The sequence below is a fragment of the Streptomyces sp. NPDC029169 genome (genome assembly GCF_055563935.1).
In genome coordinates, this window is record NZ_JBVHXA010000014.1 from 88,327 (window position 1) to 108,605 (window position 20,279).

General features: G+C 72.7%; 17 protein-coding genes. 16 read left to right on the forward strand and 1 reads right to left on the reverse strand.

Annotation, left to right across the window (positions count from 1 at the left end; translation table 11 throughout):
- Positions 1–20 precede the first annotated feature (20 nt).
- From ACZ4VI_RS24485 to ACZ4VI_RS24505, 5 genes are all read left to right on the forward strand, one after another.
- Positions 21–650 carry a helix-turn-helix transcriptional regulator gene (locus ACZ4VI_RS24485; RefSeq protein ID WP_468002418.1) on the forward strand — a complete coding sequence of 210 codons (630 nt, stop codon included), beginning with the start codon at positions 21–23 and terminating at the stop codon, positions 648–650.
- A gap of 139 nt (positions 651–789) precedes the next feature.
- The gene (locus ACZ4VI_RS24490; RefSeq protein WP_468002420.1) at positions 790–2,880 is read left to right on the forward strand and encodes a VWA domain-containing protein; all 2,091 of its coding nucleotides are present in this window, start codon (positions 790–792) and stop codon (positions 2,878–2,880) included.
- Between the two features lie 7 nt (positions 2,881–2,887).
- The gene (locus ACZ4VI_RS24495; protein ID WP_468002422.1) at positions 2,888–3,466 is read left to right on the forward strand and encodes a Pvc16 family protein; all 579 of its coding nucleotides are present in this window, start codon (positions 2,888–2,890) and stop codon (positions 3,464–3,466) included.
- Positions 3,463–5,466: an ATP-binding protein gene (locus ACZ4VI_RS24500; RefSeq protein ID WP_468002423.1), complete on the forward strand. Its 2,004-nt coding sequence runs from the start codon at positions 3,463–3,465 to the stop codon at positions 5,464–5,466. The genes ACZ4VI_RS24495 and ACZ4VI_RS24500 overlap by 4 nt, the downstream gene beginning before the upstream one ends.
- Before the next feature lie 29 nt (positions 5,467–5,495).
- Positions 5,496–5,927 (forward strand): hypothetical protein, encoded by a 432-nt coding sequence (locus ACZ4VI_RS24505; protein WP_468002425.1) that lies wholly within the window; start codon positions 5,496–5,498, stop codon positions 5,925–5,927.
- Between the two features lie 46 nt (positions 5,928–5,973).
- Here ACZ4VI_RS24505 and ACZ4VI_RS24510 read toward each other — a convergent pair whose 3' ends face one another.
- Positions 5,974–9,276 carry a phage tail protein gene (locus ACZ4VI_RS24510; RefSeq protein WP_468002427.1) on the reverse strand — a complete coding sequence of 1,101 codons (3,303 nt, stop codon included), beginning with the start codon at positions 9,274–9,276 and terminating at the stop codon, positions 5,974–5,976.
- A gap of 206 nt (positions 9,277–9,482) precedes the next feature.
- Here ACZ4VI_RS24510 and ACZ4VI_RS24515 point away from each other — a divergent pair, with 206 nt between their 5' ends.
- Genes ACZ4VI_RS24515 through ACZ4VI_RS24565 form a run of 11 tightly spaced genes read left to right on the forward strand, consistent with a single transcriptional unit; the run spans position 9,483 to position 20,276 of the window.
- Positions 9,483–11,033 (forward strand): phage tail sheath family protein, encoded by a 1,551-nt coding sequence (locus ACZ4VI_RS24515; protein ID WP_468002429.1) that lies wholly within the window; start codon positions 9,483–9,485, stop codon positions 11,031–11,033.
- A 12-nt stretch (positions 11,034–11,045) separates the two neighbouring features.
- Positions 11,046–11,489 (forward strand): phage tail protein, encoded by a 444-nt coding sequence (locus ACZ4VI_RS24520; protein WP_468002431.1) that lies wholly within the window; start codon positions 11,046–11,048, stop codon positions 11,487–11,489.
- A complete protein-coding gene (locus ACZ4VI_RS24525; protein WP_468002433.1) occupies positions 11,489–11,947 on the forward strand; it encodes a hypothetical protein in 459 nt (152 codons plus the stop codon). The genes ACZ4VI_RS24520 and ACZ4VI_RS24525 overlap by 1 nt, the downstream gene beginning before the upstream one ends.
- Positions 11,944–12,087 carry a DUF6760 family protein gene (locus ACZ4VI_RS24530; protein WP_468002435.1) on the forward strand — a complete coding sequence of 48 codons (144 nt, stop codon included), beginning with the start codon at positions 11,944–11,946 and terminating at the stop codon, positions 12,085–12,087. Before ACZ4VI_RS24525 ends, ACZ4VI_RS24530 begins: the two co-directional genes overlap by 4 nt.
- A gap of 57 nt (positions 12,088–12,144) precedes the next feature.
- Positions 12,145–14,466 (forward strand): hypothetical protein, encoded by a 2,322-nt coding sequence (locus ACZ4VI_RS24535; RefSeq protein ID WP_468002437.1) that lies wholly within the window; start codon positions 12,145–12,147, stop codon positions 14,464–14,466.
- A 10-nt stretch (positions 14,467–14,476) separates the two neighbouring features.
- Positions 14,477–14,914, forward strand: coding sequence for a phage tail protein (locus ACZ4VI_RS24540; protein WP_468002439.1), 438 nt, complete (start codon positions 14,477–14,479; stop codon positions 14,912–14,914).
- Between the two features lie 7 nt (positions 14,915–14,921).
- On the forward strand, positions 14,922–15,692 hold the full coding sequence (locus tag ACZ4VI_RS24545) for a CIS tube protein (RefSeq protein ID WP_468002440.1): 771 nt from the start codon (positions 14,922–14,924) through the stop codon (positions 15,690–15,692).
- Positions 15,692–17,548: a VgrG-related protein gene (locus ACZ4VI_RS24550; protein WP_468002442.1), complete on the forward strand. Its 1,857-nt coding sequence runs from the start codon at positions 15,692–15,694 to the stop codon at positions 17,546–17,548. Before ACZ4VI_RS24545 ends, ACZ4VI_RS24550 begins: the two co-directional genes overlap by 1 nt.
- Positions 17,549–17,599: 51 nt before the next feature.
- Positions 17,600–17,890 carry a PAAR domain-containing protein gene (locus tag ACZ4VI_RS24555; RefSeq protein ID WP_468002443.1) on the forward strand — a complete coding sequence of 97 codons (291 nt, stop codon included), beginning with the start codon at positions 17,600–17,602 and terminating at the stop codon, positions 17,888–17,890.
- Between the two features lie 5 nt (positions 17,891–17,895).
- Positions 17,896–18,330: a GPW/gp25 family protein gene (locus ACZ4VI_RS24560; RefSeq protein WP_468002445.1), complete on the forward strand. Its 435-nt coding sequence runs from the start codon at positions 17,896–17,898 to the stop codon at positions 18,328–18,330.
- On the forward strand, positions 18,327–20,276 hold the full coding sequence (locus ACZ4VI_RS24565) for a putative baseplate assembly protein (RefSeq protein WP_468002447.1): 1,950 nt from the start codon (positions 18,327–18,329) through the stop codon (positions 20,274–20,276). Before ACZ4VI_RS24560 ends, ACZ4VI_RS24565 begins: the two co-directional genes overlap by 4 nt.
- Positions 20,277–20,279: the final 3 nt, after the last annotated feature.

Consider the following 20,279-nt stretch of genomic DNA (forward strand, 5'->3'; position numbering starts at 1 on the left):
TCTCCGGGGGGAGCATGCTCATGGAACGAACCACGGTCGCCCTGCGCGCCCAGGACCCCATCTCCCAGGCGGGGGTGACGAGTCAGTTGAGGGCCCGGCCCGAGATCCAGGTGACCGGGTGGGGCGAGACGGCCGACCCGAAACCGCAGGTCGCGGTGCTCGTGGTAGACACGGTGGACGAGGACGTACTGCAGCTGCTGCGGCACATCCGGCGCACCAGCACCGCGCGGATCGTGCTCGTGACCACCGACATCGACGAGCAGAAGCTGGTGAGCGCGGCCGAGTGCGGGGTCGCCGGGGTGATCCGGCGGGCGGAGGCCACGCCCGAGCATCTCGTGCACGTCATCTGTACGGTCTCCAAGGGCGCCGGGCATCTGCCGTCGGACCTGGTGGGCCGGCTCCTGGAGGAGGTCGGCCGGCTCCAGGGCCAGGTCCTGGGCCCGCGCGGGCTGCACTTCACGGGGCTCGCGGCGCGGGAGGTGGACGTGCTGCGGCTGGTGGCGGAGGGGTACGACACCGCCGACATCGCCGCGAAGCTCTCGTACTCCGAACGCACGATCAAGAACGTGCTGCACGCGGTCATCACCCGGCTCCAACTGCGCAACCGGTCGCACGCGGTGGCGTACGCGATGCGGCAGGGGCTGATCTGACGGCCGTCAGGGGTCGGTTGCCCTTTCGTGCACAACTTCCTTCCCTGTCATATGACTTGGGTGGGGATGACATCCGGGCCCGGGGGCGCGATCCTCGCGGGACATCTGTAGAGCGTGGCAAGGCCGAGGGGGCTGCACTGTGCGCTGGTCACCGCCGTTCCGGGCGTACGGGAAGTCGCCGGGCGAGTCGCCGGGCAGGTCCCCGGGCGAGTCGCCGGGCCGGCCGCAGGGCGCGGCGCCCGGTGGAGCGCGTCGGGGGCGGGTCGCCGTGCTCGCGCTGCTGCTGGTCGCCGCCGGGACGGCCGGGACCGTGCCCGCGACGGTGCCGGCGGCCGCCGAGGCGACGGACCCGGTGACCCCGCCCGTCGTCACCGCCGCGCTCGACCCGGGTCAGTCCCTCGACGTGGACAAGCAGGTCCTGACTCCGCCGGTGCCGCCCCGCCCCGAGGTGGTGCTCCTTGTCGACGGCACCGGGTCCATGGACCAGACCATCACGGACGTACGGCGCGGCCTGCCCGATATCGTCAGCAGGGTGCGCCAGTCACAGCCGGACGCCCGGTTCGCGGTGGCGACCTACGGCGACCAGGTGGGCAACCCCCCGGACGCAGGTTTCCGGGTCACCGCCGAGCTCACTCAGGAGGACAACCTGATCCAGGCCGGGGTGAACGCCCTGCGCGCCGACATGGGCGGGCCGCCGGGACCGACCGAGGACTTCATCAACGGGCTGTGGCAGATCGCCCACGGGGCGGGCGGCAAGACCGTCTTCCGGGAGAACTCCAGTCCCGTGATCGTCCTGGTGGGCGACGCCTCCAGCCACAACCCCAGCAACGGGCACACCATCGACGACACCATCGCCTCCCTGCAGGGGCAGAACGTCCGGGTGATCGGCGTCGACGTGGAGACGAGGATCGGCGACGGCCTCGACGGCAACGGCGACGCGGGCGACCCGGACTACCGTGACCACACCACCCCCGGCATGGCCACCCGCATCATCAATGCCACCGGCGGCCGCAAGTTCTCCGGGATCGTGCCCGACCGCGTCGCCGAGGCCGTCGTCGAGGGCCTCACCAACCTGCCGATCAGCGTGGGCCACCGGCTCGTCGACTGCGACCCCGGCCTGACCGTGACGCTCGCGCCGCCGGTGCGGGACGTGGTCAGCGGCCAGGTCGCCGACTTCGACGAGAAGATCACCGTCAACGGCGACGCACCGCAGGGGCAGACCCTGTCCTGCACGGTCGAGTTCCTGCTCGGCTCCCGGCCGCCGGACGGCCCGGACCTGAACGAGGCGGCCGCCGCCGACCCGGCGTACCAGCAGAAGATCTCGATCACCGTGAACGACATCACGCCGCCCGTCGTGAATGTCGACGACCGCTGGGTCCGGGCGGTCGACCGCACCGGCGTCCGGATCGACTACCCGGCCACCGCCGTCGACGCCGTCGACGGGGAGCTGACGCCGACGTGCACGCCCCCGTCGGGCTCCGTCTTCCCGCCGGGCAGGACCCAGGTGACCTGCACCGCGACCGACAAGGCGGGCAACACCGCAACCGACCGGGCCGACTTCCACGTACTGCCGGTCGTGTCCCCGCCGGCGGCGGACCTGGCGGTCTCGGTGGGCCTCTCCCCCGCCCGTACGTACGCGGGCCGGGCGACCGTCGCGACGTACACGCTCTCCAACGCCGGCCCCGACACGGCCACCGGCGTGGTCCTCGGTACGACCTGGCCCGCCTCCCCGGGGCTCCAGGTCACCCCGACCGGCCGCTGCACCGCCGCGGCGCCCTGCACGATCCCGGCCGGTGGCCGGCTGGTGGTGACGCAGACGGCGACGTACGCGGAGGCGGCGGGCGGCGACGTAAGGGCCACCGTGCGCGGCACCCGGAACGACCTGGCGCCCGGCAACAATGCGGCCAGGGCCGCTCTGCGGGTGCTTCAGCCGCGCCTGGAGGTGACGCCCGCCGTGGCCAAGCCCGGCGAGACCGTGCGCGTGCGTGGGGCCGACTACCCGCCGGGCGAGACCGTACGGCTCACCTGGTCGGAAGGGATCACCGCGGACGCCGTGCCGGTACGGGTCGGCGCCGACGGCACCTTCGACACGTACGTCCTCGTCCTGCGCAAGGACCGGCTCGGGCCGCGCCTGCTGCGGGCGGACGTGCCTCGGCTCGAGCTGGTGGAAGCCCCGATCCTGGTGGTGCAACACGCCCTCCAGCCGCCGGACTTCGCGGGACGGGGGTGACGGGTCGGTGATCCACGAGGTCGACGACGTGCTGCGCGCCCTGATCCGTGCCGAGGTGCTCGAGGGCGGCCAGGTGGCAGTGGTCTTCGACGCGCCCACCCGCGAGTGGGCGGCGAAGGTCAACGCCCCGATGGTCAATCTGTACCTGTACGACATCCGGGAGGACATGCGCCGCCGCTCGCGGGGCCTGCACAACGAGTACGACGAGCGGGGCGTGGTGGTCTCCCGCCACCGCCCGCCGCGCTTCTTCAAGCTGTCGTACCTGATCACCGCCTGGACCAAGCGCCCCGAGGACGAACACCGGCTGCTCTCCTCGCTGTTGTCGTGCCTGCTGCGGTACGACGCGCTGCCGCGCGAGCGGCTGACCGGCTCCCTCGAGGAGATCGGCGCGTCGGTGCCGATGTCGATCGCGCTGCCGCCGCCGGAGGACCGCTCGTTCGCGGACGTGTGGAGCGCGCTGGGTGGGGAGTTGAAGCCCTCGCTCGACCTGGTGGTGAGCGTGCCGGTGACGGCGTCGCCACGGTTCGCGGCGGGCCCGCCGGTCGGGGACGACGGGATGAGCGTACGGCTGCGGGACACGACGTGACGGCGGAACTGCTGGCCCGCGCCCAGGATTTGGAGCTCCGGATCCGGCGGGCGGTGGAGGCCCGGCGGGCGGTGGACCCGGATCCGGACGACGCGTTCCGGGGCCTGTACCTGACGGAGGAGACGGTGACGCGGCTGCTGGACTCCCCGCGTGCGTTTCCTGCCATGTCCGTTCCGGGGGGCGAGTCCGGCGGCCGACTGGGGGCCCTGGCTTCGGAGTTCGCCCTGACGGCCCTGGACGTCGAGATCCTTCTCGTCGCGCTGCTGCCGGATCTGGACGACCGTTTCGAGGCGTTCTACGGCTACCTCAACGACGACGTGACGCGGCGGCGCCCGTCGGCCGGGCTCGCGCTCGGGCTGTGCGGGATGCCGGCCGCCGACCGGGAGGCGCGGGCGCGGCTGGGTGCGCGGGCGCCCCTGCGCGCGGGCGGGCTGCTGATGATGGAGGACCTGGAGCGGCCGTTCCTGAGCCGTGCGCTGCGGGTGCCTGACCGGGTGACGGCGCATCTGCTGGGTGACGACACCCCGGACCCGCGGCCGGCGGAGCTGCTCGCGCCCTGGGAGCCGGTGCGGGGGGTGGGCGACCCGTCGGCGCTGGCGCGGGTGCTGGGCGACGGGGTGCGGCTGGTGTACCTCCAGGAGGACCAGGGCGGTGCGGGGACGGCGCTGGCCACGAGCGCGCTGGCGGCGGCGGGGCGGGGGATCCTCGGGGTGGACCTCGCGCGGCTCGCGGAGGACCCGGTTCCGGCGGAGGCGATACGGTCGCTGGTGCGCGAGGCCCGGCTGACGGGGGCGGGCTTGGTGGCGGCGCCCGTGGACGCGGTGTCCCGCGAACGCCCCGCGCTGCTCCGCGCCCTGACGGAGACGCCGGTCCCCCTCGTCCTGGTGGGCCGGGTCCCCTGGGACGCCTCCTGGTCCTCCGGCCCGCCGCTGCTGCTGCGGGCGCCGCGGGTGGAGCCGGAAGCGCGGGCGGAGCTGTGGTCCCGTACGTACGAGGTGGCGGCGGGCCGCGCCGCGGACCTCGACGTCGCCGCCGAGCTGTCCCCCTTCCTCCTCACCCCGGAGCAGGTGGTGGGGGCGGCGCGCGGCGCGGCCCAGTCGGCCCGCCTCGACGGCGGCGCCCTGACCCCCGGGCATGTGCGCCGGGGCGCCCGCGCCCAGAACGCGGCCGGTCTGGACCGGCTGGCCCGCCGCATCGAGCCCTCGGTCGGCTGGGACGACCTCGTCCTCCCCCGGGACACCGAGGCCCAACTCCGCGAACTCACCTCCCGCGCCCGCCACCGCGACCACGTCCTCGGCACCTGGTCCATGCGCCCGGGCGGCGGGCGGGGCCGGGGGGTGGCGGCACTGTTCGCGGGCGACTCGGGCACGGGCAAGACGATGTCGGCGGAGGTCATCGCGGCCGACCTGGGCCTCGACCTCTACACGGTCGACCTGGCGACGGTGATCGACAAGTACGTCGGCGAGACCGAGAAGAACCTGGAGCGCATCTTCACGGAGGCGGCCGGCGTGAACGGCGTCCTCCTCTTCGACGAGGCCGACGCGATCTTCGGCAAGCGCTCGGACGTGAAGGACGCGCACGACCGCTATGCCAACGTGGAGAGCGCGTATCTGCTCCAGCGGATGGAGTCCTTCGACGGCCTGGCGATCCTGGCGACCAATCTCCGCGCGAACCTGGACGACGCGTTCACCCGCCGCCTGGACCTGGTCGTCGACTTCCCGGTCCCGGACCCCGCGCAACGCCTGGTTCTCTGGGACCGCAGCCTGGGCCCCCACCTCCCCCGCACCGCCGGTCTGGACCTCGACTTCTGCGCCTCGGCCTTCGAGCTGGCGGGCGGCAACATCCGCTCGATCGCGGTGACGGCGGCGTATCTGGCGGCGGAGGCGGGCGGGCCTTTGACGATGCCGATGCTGATTCACGCGGTGCAGCGGGAATACCAGAAGCTGGGACGCCTGACACTGGCGTCGGAGTTCGGCCCGTATGTGGACTTGCTGAACTGAACGAGACCACCGCCCGAAAGGCTGGGGACATGAGCGCGGACACACGCAAGGACGCCTGTCTGTCGTATGCGACGGCGTTCCGCGATCGGCTCGATCAACTCAAGGACGCGGTCGTCGAGGTCGCCATGATCGCCTACGTGAGCGAGAAGGAGGGGCCGGAGCTCCTCGCCCGCGCACGGGAGCTCTGGAGCGAACCAGTGGAGAGTCTCGGCCGCGCTGAGGAGGCCGTCCGGGCGGCGGGCCCCGAGGCGGTGTCGGAAAGCGCCGTCGAGGCGTCGCGCAGATTGCGGAACTACCATGCTGCCGTGCACCTCGCCGTCGAGTCCGAGGCCGACGACCGGGAGGCGCGGGTGACCGCTGCCAAGAAGGCTCACGCGGCGACCTACGACGCCTATCTCGATTTCCTCCACACGGCCTCGGAGACCCTGGGCGACTACGACCTGCTGCGCCGCGGCACCTGACTTGGCGGCCGAGAGGTACAGGAAGCGATCGGTCACGCTTCCAGCCCTAAGGGCGGCCCAGGATCCGGTCGAATCCCTTGCCGAGGATCTGTCTGAGCTCCTGCAGCGTGAACTCACCCTGGAGGAACTCGCGCCTTTGCGCCGCGGACAGCAGGGGCACGGATTCCCGATCCACCACGTGGTCCAGCCAGCCCGAGACCGTCAGCTTGGCGTGGGCCGTCGTCGTCGCCACGATCCGCGTCCGTCGCTGTGCCTCGTCGCCCGCGGGCGTGTCGTTCTCGCGTGGCGGCGCGTAGTACTGGGTCAGACCGGTGGCCACCTGCACGACGGCGTACTTCGCGTCTTCGGATCGCCTGCCGTACGCCTGGGAATGGGCGTCGCCCGCGGCGTCCTGCCGCCCCTTCCGGACAATGAGTTCCGGAATCTGCCCCGCCTTGCCGCGGGCCGCCTCCAGCGAACTCTGCAGGACATCGGACCTGGGCTTGTCAAGGACGTTCGCCCCCGCCAGGATGCGGTGGGACTCCTCCTTCATGTCGCTGAGCGTCCCGGACAGGCCGAGGGCGAAGACGTGGTCTCCCCGCTTGGGACCGTCCTTCGTGCCGTCCCGCTTGTCGCGCGGATTCACAGCGCCGTCGATCCGGTAGTGCTCCTCCCCCTTCGTGTCGGACTCGATCGTCAGCTTCAGCTCGGTCATCCGGTGGCGGCGCTTGATCTCGGGGAGCTGCTGGCGGATCTCGGTCGCGGGGATGTCCTTCTTCACCAGCGATTCGGCGGCGTCGAGACCTGCGTCGAGGTCCTTCCGCTTGTCCGCGTCGGTGCGCTTGTCCGGCCCGGCGTCCTTGTCGCCCTTCTTGCCCTTGAGCTTCTGCCAGAGGGCCTTGCCCTTCTTGACGATGAAGTCGACGATCTTGTCGATCGCCCGGTTCACCGGCTTTGCCACCGACTGGAAGACGGACTTCACCTTGTTGGCGAGGCCGCCGATGCCCAGTAGGGAGGCGAGGAAGCCGATGAGGAGCGGGATGGCGCCGGCGAGGGCGGCTTCGACCATTTTCGGGACGCCGGCCTGGCCGCCGCCTGCGATCTGGATGACCGCGTCGAGGACCGCGTTGACGAAGGCGGCGATCTGGGCGCCCTGGTTCACCACGAAGGTGACGATGTCGATGATGCCCTTGACCGCGCGGACGAAGGCCGAGGCGGGGTTGAGGAGGGAGACGATCCAGGTGATGCCCGCGACGATGACCGTGGGGATCAGGTAGCTGGTGAGCTTCTCCAGGATCGTGGCCTTGAGGTCGCCGGTCTCCTGCTTGATGTGCTCGACCGCGCCCGCCGGGCCCTCGCGGGCGAGGGTCTGGGCCAGGGGAAGGGAGGACTCGACGGCGGACATGGCCTCGTCGGGGACGCCCTTGCGGGTGATGCGGGAGCGGATGTTCGCCCAGGTCAGGCCCAGGAGCGAGGTGATCAGGCTGATGATGCCGCGCAGGTCGAAGCGCTGCGGAAGCTCCAGGCCCGCCTTCGTCGCCGTGCCCAGGAGCCAGGCGACCAGGCCCTTCTTCAGGTGGTCGCCGATGTTCGAGATGAAGAGCTGAAGGCCCGCGCCGACCGCCCGGACGAGGTTTCCGAGGAAGCCGATCGGGTCCTTGATGATCTTCATGATGGCCGAGGCGGCCTTGGCCAGGATGCCGAGCAGCAGGTTCTTCAGCTCGTTGATGGTCTTGAGGACGCCGACGATCGCGTCCTTCGCCTTGTCGATCAGGCCCTTGTTGGCCTCCTGGAGCTTCTTGATCTCCTCGTCGACCGCGTTGAGCGCCTGCGTGTACTTCTGCGCCAGGTCCTGCACCAGTTGCTGGGACTTCTCGTTGACCGTGGACTCCAGGTCGTCGAACTTGCCCGCGAAGTCCTTCGCCGCCTCCTCGCCGTACTTCCGCAGGTCGGCCGGCAGCCGGTCCACCTCCGCCTTCAGCTCCGAACGGCCCTGCGCGATACGGGCCTTCGCGCGGCCGAGTTCGGCGCCGATGATGTCGGCCACCGAGGAGATGACCGTCTGCATCCGGGCCACGTACAGCTTGCGCGACTCCTGGTAGAGGTCGTTCGCCTCCTGCGGCATGCCGGCGAACTTGTCCTTCAGCCAGCGCCCCTTGCCGAGCAGGCCCGAGTACCGCTTGTCCTTGTACGCGTCCATCCGCTTCTTGTGGTCCGCGGTGAACGCGTCGCGCGCCGCCTTCTCCCCCGTCGTGAAGGCCTCGTCGACCTTCTTGTCGAGGCCCTCCAGGGTCGATTCGACGTCCTTCTTCGTCGCGTCGAAGACCTTCTGGAGCTTCGCCGTGACCGCGGCCCGCTTCTGCTCGTCCTTCGACTTCGTCTCGCCCTTGCCGCCGTCGACGCCCTTGCCCGCCGCCGCCCGGGTCTGGGTCAGCGCGTTCATCGCCTGCGCGCCGGCCGCCGCCGCGCCCGCCTTCGCCGTCGCGAGCTGCCCCTTCTCCGCCGTACGGGCCTTGCCCGGCGCCTGTGCCGAGTCGGTCTCGGCCGTCTTCTTCGCCTGCAGCGCCTCGTCGAACTCGGGCTCGTTGCCCTTGGCGAGCTGTTCCTCCGTCACCTCGGCGTCGGCGAGCGCCTTGTCGTTCTGCGCCGGGCCCTCGGAGAAGTCGGTGACGGCATCGGGCTGTTTCGCCGGAACCGCGTCCGCCGCGCTCGGCGCGCCCGGGTTGGCCGGCGGCCGGTCGGGGGTCATCGGGGTGACCGGTTTGTCCTTGGCCGCCGCGGTGTCGGGCGGAGCTTTGGTGGTGGTCTCGATGTCCTTGGCGGAGGTGTTCTTGCCGTCGGTGACCTTCCCGTCGACCTCGGCCTTGACCTTGTCGGCCTTCCCCGACTTCGAGAACTTGTCCGCCTCGTCGAGGTTCTTCGGGGCCTGCGCGTCGATCGCCTTGTTGACCGCCTCGACGAACGCGGCCTTGTTGAACTCCCCCGGCTTCGCCGCGTTCATCTTCTCCGCGTTCGCGGCCTTGCCCTGCGCCTCCTTGTCGTCCGGGGGCGCCACCGCCGCGTCCTGTGCCGCCTTCGACTCGGCAGTGGCCGGTGGGTGCGCGGCGAGGGTACGGCGCTTGGCGGACACGTCGGATGTCACGCGGCGGAAGCCGGGCGCCGCCGACGCGGGCGTCTTCACGGGGGCGGTGTACCGCTGGGCCACCAGCCGGGCCACGGCCGCGTTGCCCGCCGCGCCCTGAAGGCGCTGCACGTCCCGGGGCTGCAACCCGCCGTCCGCGGAGGGACGTTGGTGGGTCCCGGCCTCCGCCGAAGGGCGCTGGGGAGTCCGGTCCGGCTGGGCGGGCTTCTTCTCCGGGATCGCCTTCATCCGTCCTCCCGGGGGCCCGTGCCGTGCGCGGTCCCGTCAGCGTGCCCGTACCGGCAGCGCCGTACCGAGGCCGTACGGGCGGGCGACCGGCCCCGGCGCCTTGCACGATCGGGCACTTCGCGCTGCCCGCCCGGCGGCCCTTGCTCCGTTCCCGATGATCGTCCGGGTCACGAGAATGGCCGTCATTCCAGGAGGGAGCACGCCGTATGCCGTCGTACCTGTCCCCCGGCGTCTACGTCGAAGAGGTCGAGTCCGGGTCCCGTCCCATCGAGGGGGTGGGCACCTCCATCGCCGCCTTCGTCGGGTTCGCGCAGACGGGGCCGTTCGACGAGCCGACGCTGATCACGAACTGGAGCCAGTTCGTCAGTCGGTTCGGCGGTTTCGTCGAGGGAACGTACCTCGCCCGCTCCGTCTATGGCTTCTTCGCGAACGGCGGCGGCATCTGCTACGTCGTCCGCGTCGACGACGGGACCGGTGGAGCCGAGGAGCCCGCCACCGCCGCCCAGCGGCAGCGGAAGCAGCAGCCCGGGCCCGTCACCGTCGGGCCGTACGCCCTCACCGCCCGCCCCGGCGTGACGGGCTCGATCAGCGTCGAGATCGCGGACGTCGAGGGCGACGACCCGCCCTCCGACGCCTTCCGGCTGATCGTGCGGCGGGACGGCGAGGTCGTCGAGACGTACCCGTCCGTGACGACCAAGCGCAGCAAGGAGAACGTGGTCACCAAGGTGAACACCGGCTCCGCGCTCATCGAGATAGCCGAGCCCGGCACCGGCGCCGCCCCGGCCCGCCCCGCGCCGCAGACCGTCACCCTCGCCCCGCCCGCCTCCGCGCCGGTGCCCACGGGCTCGCTGACGCCCGAGGTGTACGTGGGCGACGCCGACCGCCGCACCGGCTTCGGCGGCCTGGAGGCCGTCGAGGACATCACCACCGTCGCCGTGCCCGACCTGATGAGCGCGTACGAGCGCGGGCTGATCGGCCTCGACGGGGTGATCGCCGTCCAGCAGGGCCTGATCACGCACTGCGAGCTGATGGGCGACCGGGTCGCCGTTCTCGACCCGCCGCCCGGCCTCTCCCCGCAGGAGGTCCAGACCTGGCGCACCGAGCAGGCCAACTTCGACTCCAAGTACGCGACTCTGTACTACCCGTGGATCGGCGTCGCCGACCCGTCGACGGGCCGCATCTCCCTCGTCCCGCCGAGCGGCCACATCGCCGGCATCTGGGCCCGGAACGACGAGCAGCGCGGGGTCCACAAGGCCCCCGCCAACGAGGTGGTCCGCGGCGCGGTCGCACTGCAGACCCAGCTCACCAAGGGCGAGCACGACCGGCTCAACCCGGTCGGCATCAACTGCGTCCGCGCCTTCCCCGGCCGGGGCATCCGCGTGTGGGGCGCGCGCACGCTCTCCTCCGACCCGGCCTGGCGCTACCTCAACGTGCGGCGGCTCTTCAACTACCTGGAGGAGTCGATCCTCGCCGGCACGCAGTGGGTCGTCTTCGAGCCGAACGACGACGCGCTGTGGGCCCGCGTCCGGCGTACGGTGGCCGCGTTCCTCGTCAACGAGTGGCGCAAGGGAGCCCTGTTCGGGCTGACCCCGGACGAGGCGTTCTACGTCAAGTGCGACCGCGAGACGAACCCGCCGGAGAGCGTCGACATCGGCCAGGTCGTCTGCGAGATCGGTGTGGCACCGGTCAAGCCCGCCGAGTTCGTCGTCTTCCGCCTCTCCCAGCTGACCAGCGGCACTGGTGCCGTCGACGAGTAGGAGTAGTCCGCCGTGCCCCTTCCCGATCTCGACAGTTCCGTCGGCCACTCGTTCGGCCTCGAGTTCGACAGCGTCGTCATCAAGCAGATCACCGAGGTCAGTGGTCTGAAGATGGAGCAGGACGTCATCGAGCTGAAGCAGAACACCGCCGACGGCAAGTACGCCATCAAGAAGCTGCCGGGCCGCCCCAAGGCGGGCGAGGTCACGGTCTCCCGCGGTCTGACCGAGGACAACAGCTTCGAGACCTGGATCAAGGAGTCCCGCTTCGGCCGGATGTCCGGCGCCCGCCGCAACGGCGCGATCATCGTGTACGACTACGAGGGCATGCCGATCAAGCGGTACAAGCTCCTCAACGCCTGGCCCAAGTCCCTGGAGATCGGCACCCTCAAGGCGGGCGACACCTCCGTCCTGACCGAGAAGCTCGTGATCACGTACGAGAGCATGGAAGTCGAGTGATGCGTCGTACGGCGACGAGCGTGCCGCCGTCCCCGGCCACCACGAGCGCCGTGGGCGCCGGGGACGGGCACGACGGCGCGGGCGGCGGGATGCGGACCGAGTTCCCGTTCCGGCTGCCGCGCGGGTACGTCGACGAGTCGGGCACCGTCCACCGGGACGGGGTCATGCGCCTGGCGACCGCCCGCGACGAACTCGTACCGCTGCGGGACGACCGGGTCCGGGAGAACTCCGCGTACCTGTCGGTGGTCCTCATCTCCCGCGTGGTGACCAGGATCGGCACGGTCGACGACATCCACCCGGGCGTCATCGAGGACCTGTTCGCCTCGGACCTGGCCTTTCTCCAGGACTTCTACCGGCGCATCAACGCCGAGGGCCACACCCGGGCCGCCGTCACCTGCCCGTCCTGCCAGGAGGAGTTCGCGGTGGACCTCGCCGGTGGCCGCCTGGGGGAATCGTGACGTACGCGGCCGACCGCCTGTACGAGGAGGTCGCGTACCTCGCCTACCACTTCCACTGGCCACTGGATCAGCTCCTGGATCTGGAGCACCCGGAACGTCTGAGGTTCGTCGCCCACGTGGCCCGCCTCAACGGAGGATGAGGGGGAACGGCAGCGATGGGTCTGTTGTCCTGGCTGCGGCCGCGAGGAGACGGTGGCGTGGAGCCGGCGGGCGGCGAGCGGGCGCGTGAGACGGCCGCGCCGTCGCCGGAACCGGCCGCCGCGTCCCGCGAGGACCGCTTCGACATCCTCGAACTCCCGTCCCTCCAACGGACGTTGACGCCCCCGACGCTCGTCAGCGACCCGCTCGCCTTCGAGGCCGCCCTGCCGACCCGGCAGCCGACCGCGTTCACGACCCCGCTCGGCCACGCCGTCAGCACCGACGCCCCGAGCGGGATCGTGCACGGGGTCACCACGCCGGTGCCGAGGCCGGCCGTGCGGCCGGAGGCCGTCGTCCAGCGGACGGGGGCGTCCCAGCCCGCTGTACCTACGCCTCGGCAGCCGGTCGCGCAGCGGGCGGAGGCTGTGCCGCCGGTACGGGGCTTGGTCGGCGAGCACGCACCCCCGGCAGAACCGCCCGCGCCCATGCCTGTGCAGCGGGCGGAGACGGGGCTGCCCCCGGAGCGGGTTGCCCGGGCGGAAGCGACTCCCGAGGTACGTGCGGAGGCGGAGGTACGCCCCGAGGTCGACCCGCCGGTGCGCCGCCTGGTCGGCGAGCACGCGCCGCTCGCGGAGCCACCCGCGCCACCGAGCCCGAATCCGGGCGCCGACCCGCTGCCGCCGGTCCAGCGGGCGGCGAGCGTGCGGAGCGCCGAGGCGGCGCCCGACGTGCGGGCCGACGTCCCTCCTCTCGCCGGCGAGCGCCCACCGCTCGGTCCACTGCCGCCCGTCCAGCGGGCGGAGACCGACGTGCCTCCCGAGCCCGAGCCGCCCGTACGCGGCCTGGTCGGCGACCGGGCACCACTCACGGAGCCGGCCCCGGGCACTGACCCTCTGCCACCCGTCCAGCGGGCGGAGCCTGATGTGGCTCCCAAGCCAGAGCCGCCCGTCCAACGGACACCGCTCGCGTCACCGAACCCGGGCCCTGATCCACTGCCGCCCGTCCAGCGGGCGGAGACCGACATGGCTCCCGAGCCCGAGCCGCCCGTACGCGGCCTGGTCGGCGACCGGGCACCACTCGCGGAACCGGAGCCGGGCACTGATCCCCTGCCGCCCGCCCAGCGGGCACCCCTCGCGTCACCGAACCCGGGCTCTCATCCCCTGCCGCCCGTCCAGCGGACGGAGACCGACGCGGCACCCGAGACCGAGCCGCCCATGCGCGGCCTGGTCGGCGACCGGGCACCACTCACGGAGCCGGACCCGGGCACTGATCCCCTGCCGCCCGTCCAGCGGACCCCGCTCGTGGAGACGGACCCGAGCGCTCACCCCCTGCCTGCCGTCCAGCGGGCCCCGCTCGTGGAACCCGACCCGAGCGCTCACCCCCCTGCCGTCCAGCGGGCGGAGACCGACATGGCTCCCGAGCCCGAGCCGCCCGTGCGCGGCCTTGTCGGCGACCGGGCACCACTCACGGAGCCCGACCCGAGCTCGCTGCCGCTCGCCCAGCGGGCCCCCCTCGCCTCACCGAACCCGGGCTCTCACCCGCCGCCGCCCGTCCAGCGGGAGCAGACCGACCTGACTCCCGGGCGGCGCGCGCCAGGGCTCGGGGCGCCGTTGCCCGGGCTGCCGGCGACCGCCCGGAGCGAGGCTCCGATGGAACCGGCTCCGGAACCGATCCAGGTGCCGATGTCCGTGCAGCGGGTCCGGGCACTGCCCCCCGCCGACGTCGAGGTCGTCGAGGCCCACCCGCCGGCCCCCGGCCCGGTCGCCCCGCTCCTCGGCGAGCGGCCGTTGTCCCTCCGTACCGTCGACGACAGCACTCCGTCGGCGCCCGCCGTCCAGCGGGCGGCGGCGGACTCCCCGGCGGACTCGCCCGCCCCCGTCCCCGTGCGCTGGGTCACCGCGCCCGCCGCACCACCCTCCCCTTCCCCCCTCCCCGTCTCCCGGATGCCGGCCGTGCAGCGCGCGGTGGCGCCCGGAAGGGGGCCGCTGCGTGACGCCGGTGACGTCGCTGTCGCCGCCGGGGTCGCGCAGCGGATGGCCGACGGCAGTGTGGTGTTCGCGCCCCCCTCGGCGCCCACGCCGTCGGCCCTCCCCACCCCCTCGTACACCCCGGCCCCGATCGTCCAGCGCGAGGTCGCCGCCGAGGAGCCCCCGCCCCCCGAACCACCCCCCGCACCCGAGCCGGAACCGGCACCCGCGCCCACATCCGGGCCCGCGCCCTCGGCATCGGCACCCGCGCCACCGACCACCTCCTCTTCCCCCCAACACCCCAAAGTCACCGACGAGTTCGTCCGCGCTCTCTACCCCCCGCTCGCCCGGCTCCTCAAGGCCGACCTTCGCCTGGACCGCGAGCGGGCCGGCTTCCTGATCGAGAAGAGGTGACGTCACGGTCATGGCCACCGACCGCAGCGACGACCCCGCCGTCAGCGTCTGCTTCGTCGTCACGATCGACGACATCGAGCTCGGCTCCTTCAACACCTGCGAGGGCCTGGGCTGCGAGGTCGTCCTGGAGACCCGCGAGGAGGGCGGCAACAACGGGCATGTGTGGCAGCTGCCCACCCGCCTCAAGTACTCGAACGTGAAGCTGTCGCGGCCACTGACCCGGGAGACCGAGAAGGTGGCCCGCTGGTTCGCCTCGATGACCACCGGCTTCACCCGCAAGACCGCGCACATCGAGGCGCGGACCGGGGACGGCCGCAAGGTCGCCCGGTGGGGACTGCTCGAGGTCGTGCCGGTGCGGTGGACCGGGCCGTCGTTCTCGCCGGAGTCGCCGAAGGTGGCGGTGGAAACGATCGAGATCGCCCACCACGGCTATGTGATGGAGGGCTGAGGAAGAGATGAGCTCACCCATCGCCTTCAGCGCGGCCGGGACGTCCGGGGTGGCCTCGGCGGCCCGGGGGGCCGGGTCCGCGCGGCCGAAGTTGGAGCATGCGTACCTGGAGCTGCGCACGCCGCCGACGGGCGGCGGGCTGACGCCCGGGGGCCCGTGCGGCCGGATCGACTTCCAGTTCAATCCGAAGGAGCTGAGCCTCACCAAGGCGGCGGCCTGGAAACGGACCCCGGCGAAGGGCGCGAAGAGCGCGGGCCCGCCGGAGTACCAGGGGCCGCAGCCCAGCAAGTTGACCGTGGAGATGTTCTTCGACGCGGGCGACACCCAGGACACCCGGGTCGTGACGGCGGTGGAGCAGCTGTTCGCGTGCTGTGTGCCGACGAACGAGAGCCGGCAGCAGCAGCGTTCCTCCCCGCCCTGGGTGGTGTTCCACTGGGGCGGGCTGACCGGCTTCCCCGGTTACGTGAGCCAAGTGCAGGCGAAATACACGCTGTTCACGACCTCCGGGGTGCCGATCCGGGCCGTCTGCCAGGTGACGATGGAGGAGATCAGCGGGGAGACGCCGGGCCAGAACCCGACGTCGGGCGCGCTCGCCGCCCGCCGTACGCACCGGGTGGCGGCCGGGGACTCGCTGCCGTCGCTCGCGCAGCGCGAGTACGGGGATCCGGCGGCCTGGCGGGCGATCGCGGAGGCGAACGGGATCGACGATCCGCTACGGCTGGCACCGGGGCGGCAGTTGCTGCTGCCCGCCATGGACGAGCTGGGGCGGGGGCGCTGATGGCCGGTCAGGGGGTCGCCTCGGCCCTGGTGGTGGAGTTCGGCGGCAGGCAGCTGCCCGCACAGCTCGCGAACCAGCTGGTGGAGGGGTATGTCGACGACAGCCGGACGCTTCCGGACCTGTTCGTGCTGCGGTTTCGCGACCCGCACCGCACGCTGCTGAAGCAGGCGGGGATCCAGGTCGGCGCCGAGGCGCGGATCGCGGCACGCGGCGGAGGCGGGACGGAGGCCGCGCCGCTGCTGACCGGGGTGGTGACGGCGCTCGAACTGGAACTGGACGACTCGGGCACGTTCACCGTCGTACGGGGGCTCGACGAGACGTACCGGCTGCTGCGCGGGGCGCGGGTGGCCAGCTACCAGAACATGACGCTCGCCGACATCTGCGCCCAGGTCGCCCAGCGCGCCGGGCTGAAGGCGGGCACGATGGACGTGGCCGGTCCGGTGCTCGACCATGTGGCCCAGGCCAATGTGAGCGACTGGGAGTTCGTGCGCGCGCTCGCGGAGGAGGCGGGCGCCCAGGCGTATGTACGGGACGGGCAGCTGCACGTCGCGAAGCCGACCGAGGCGTCGGCGGCGCCGGACCCCTCCGCCCGCGCCGAGCGCGAGCCGCTGGTCCTCGAGCTGGGGGCGAACCTGCTGCGCTGCCGGGCGTCGGTGTCGGCGGCGGAGCAGGTGTCCGAGGTGGAGGTGCGCGGCTGGGACATCGCCGGGAAGCGGGCGCTGGTGGGGCGGGCCCCGGCGGGCAGCTCGCCGCGGCTGGCGCTCGGGGTGACGGCGGCGCAGGTGACGGAGCCGTTCGGGGCGGCGCGGCACGTGGTCACGGACGGCGGGTACGGCACGCAGGAGCGGGTCGACAAGGCGGCGAAGGCACTGGCGGAACGGATCGCGGGGTCGTTCGCGGAGCTGGAGGCGGTGATCCGGGGGAACCCGGAGGTCCGGGCGGGTTCGGCGGTGGCGCTGAACGCGGTCGGGGCGCCCTTCGAGGGGCGGTACACGGTCACCTCGTCCCGGCACGTCTTCGATCCCCACCGCGGGTACGAGACGTGGCTGACGGTCTCCGGGCAGCAGGAGCGGACGCTGTTCGGGCTGACGAGCGGCGGCCCGGGCGCGGCCTCGGGCCCGGGCACGGGTCCGGCCGGCCTGGTGAACGCGACGGTGACCGACACACAGGACCCGGACGGCTCGGGCCGGGTCAAGGTGCGCTTCCCGTGGCTGTCGGACGAGTACGCGAGCGACTGGGTGCGCACCGCGCAGGCGGCCGGCACCAGCGGTGGCGAGCCGCTCATCCCGGAGGTCGGCGACGAGGTGGTGGTCGGCTTCGAACACGGCCGCCTGGACCGTCCGTATGTGCTCGCCGGGCTCTACAACGGGCAGGACCGGCCGCAGCGGACCAGCCCCGTGGACAAGACCTCGGGCGCGGTGGACCGCAAGGCCCTCTCCTCGCGGGAGGGGAACCGGCTCGAGGTGCTCGACACGGCGAACGGCCCGCAGGGCGTGCGCCTGACGACCGGCGACGGCAAGCTCACCATCGACCTGGACCGCACGGGCACGGCGATCGCGATCAGCAGCGACGGCACCGTGCAGATCACCGCGAAGGACAAGGTGCAGGTGAAGGCGAGCGGCGGCGTGACCGTCGACGCCGAGAACGGGGCGGTCGAACTGCGGGGCGACAGCGTCTCCCTGACGGCCCGTTCGGGCGGCGTGAAGGTCGACGGCGGGTCCGGCAAGGTCGAGGTGTCCTCATCGGGGGCGGTGGACGTGCGCGGATCGTCGGTCTCGGTCGACGGCACCGCGCGCACCGAGGTCAAGGGCGGCGCGACGCTCTCCCTCAGCGCGGGCCTCGTGAAGATCAATTGACGGATCCTCAGGATCCTCGGGAAGTTCCTCAGGAAGAGAGTGAGCACGGTCATGGCACCAGCAGGACCCGCCGCACGGGTCGGCGACCCCACCGGGCACCCCGGGGTGATCGGCCCGCCGGGGGTGCCGACCGTCCTCATCGGCGGCGCCCCCGCCGCCACCGTCGGCACCCCGCACATCTGCTCCTTCCCCGGCACGCCGCCGCACCCGCCGTCGGCCATCACCGGCCCGGGCAGCAGCAGCGTGCTCATCGGCGGCGCGCCTGCGGCCCGGATCGGCGACCTGGCGGGCTGCAGCGCGCCGGTCGTGTCCGGGTGCCCGACGGTGCTGATCGGAGGCTGACAGCGGTGGGACAGGAGTTCATCGGCGCGGGGTGGGCCTTTCCGCCGCGCACGGACGCGACCGGCTCGATCGCCCTCGTACGGGGTGATCGCGAGCTGGAGGAATCGATCCGGCTGATCCTGGCGACCTCGCCGGGCGAGCGGCCGATGCGGCCGGAGTTCGGCTGCGCGATCAACGACTACGTCTTCGCCCCGGCCGACGCGGGGACGGCCGGGCAACTCGCGTACGAGGTACGGCTCGCGCTGGAGCGGTGGGAGCCCAGGATCGAGGTGCGCGAGGTCGCGGTCCGCTTCGACGAGGCGGACCAGGGGGTGCTGTACATCGACATCGGCTACGCCGTGCGCGGCACCAACGACCCGCGGAACCTGGTGTTCCCGTTCTACGTGATCCCGCATCACGACGACGAGGACGGCGCGAGCGTGGAGGAGGACCGGCCGTGACGCTGCCCAGCCCGCATCTGGACGACCGTCGTTTCCAGGGACTGGTGGACGAGGCCAAGCGGCTCGTGCAGCAGCGCTGCCCCGAGTGGACCGACCACAACGTGTCGGACCCCGGGGTGACCCTGATCGAGGCCTTCGCGACCATGGTCGACCAGCTGATCTACCGCGTGAACCGGGTTCCGGAGAAGAGCTATCTCGCCTTCCTCGACCTCATCGGCGTGCGGCTGCTGCCGCCGACGGCGGCCGAGACCGACGTGACGTTCCGGCTCTCCGCGCCGCAGGACGATCCGGTGGTCGTACGGGCCGGCACGGAGGTGGCGACGGTCCGCACCGAGACCGAGCCGGCCGTGGTGTTCACCACCACCCAGGACCTGACGATCGTGCCCAGCGCGTACGCCGCGCTGGCGACCTGGCCCGAGGCCGGGGACGGCCAGGCCGTCGACCGCACCGAGGAGCTGGCCCTCGGCCGTGCCGTGCCCTGCTTCAGCCCCCGGCCCACGCCCGGCGACGCGCTCTACGTGGGCCTGTCGGCGGCCGTACCGGCCGGGGTCGTCGTCCTGCGCCTCGACTGCTCGGTGCAGGGCGTGGGTGTCGACCCGAACAACCCGCCGCTGGTGTGGGAGGCGTGGGACGGCCGCCGGTGGGCGGCCTGCGAGATCGAGAAGGACGAGACGGGCGGCTTCAACAAGGCCGGCGAGCTGATCCTGCACCTGCCCGCCACCCACACCCAGGCGTTGGTGGTGCGGCGCTCGGGCGGCTGGCTGCGCTGCCGCCTCGTCGCGGCCGCGCCCGGGCAGCACACGTACCTGCAGCCGCCGGTGGTCCGCTCGGTCTCCGCTTTCACCATCGGCGCGACCGTGCGGGCCGAGCACGCCGAGACGGTCGTGGACGAGATTCTCGGCGCCGCGGAAGGGGTGCCGGGGCAGGCGTTCACGGTCGCCCGGCCGCCGGTCGTACCGGGCGGGTTCGCGCTGGAGGTCACCGACCCGGACGGGGACGCGGCGGCCGAACCCTGGTCGCGCGTCGACGACTTCGCGCACTCCGGGCCCGACGACCGGCACTTCACGCTCGACGAGGGCACAGGACGGGTCGAGTTCGGCCCCGCGGTCCGCGAAACCGACGGCACGGTACGGCACTTCGGCGCCGTCCCGCCCAAGGGCGCGACGGTGCGGGTGCGTTCGTACCGTACGGGCGGGGGTGTGCGCGGCAACGTGGCGCGCTCCACGCTCCGTGTGCTGCGCAGCTCGATCCCGTTCGTGGCGCGGGTGGAGAACCGGCGGCCCGCGGTCGGCGGGGTCGACGGGGAGACCGTGGAGAGCGCGCGGGTACGGGGCCCGATGACCCTGCGGACGCTGCGGCGGGCGGTCGTGCCGGGCGACTACGAGCTCCTGGCGCGCGAGGTCGCCCCCGACGCGGCCCGGGTGCACTGTGTGCCGGAGCCGGAGGCCGGCGGGGTGCGTCTCCTCGTGGTGCCGGCGGGACGGAGCGACGCGCAGGGGCGGATCGCGTTCCGCGAGCTGGAGCTGCCGGAGCGCACGCTCAGCCTGATCGCGGGCCACCTGGAGGCCCGGCGCCCGATCGGGGCGCGGCTCGCCGTGGAACCGCCGTACTACCAGGGCATCACCGTCGTCGCGACGGTCCAGGCGCGGCGGGGCGCGGACACCGAGCGGGTGCGGGAGGCGGCCCTTGCCGCGCTGTACGGGTACTTCAACCCGCTCACCGGAGGGCCGGGGAGGGACGGCTGGCCGTTCGGGCGTCCGGTCCAGACGGGCGAGGCGTTCGCCGTGCTGCAGCAGGTGCCGGGAGTGGACCTGGTCGACGACGTACGCCTGTACCGGGCGGACCCGGAGACCGGCGAACGCACCGAGGCGACCGCGCGGATCGAACTGGACCGGCACGCGCTGGTCTTCTCCTACGACCACCAGCTCCGCGTCCGGGAGGTCTGACGC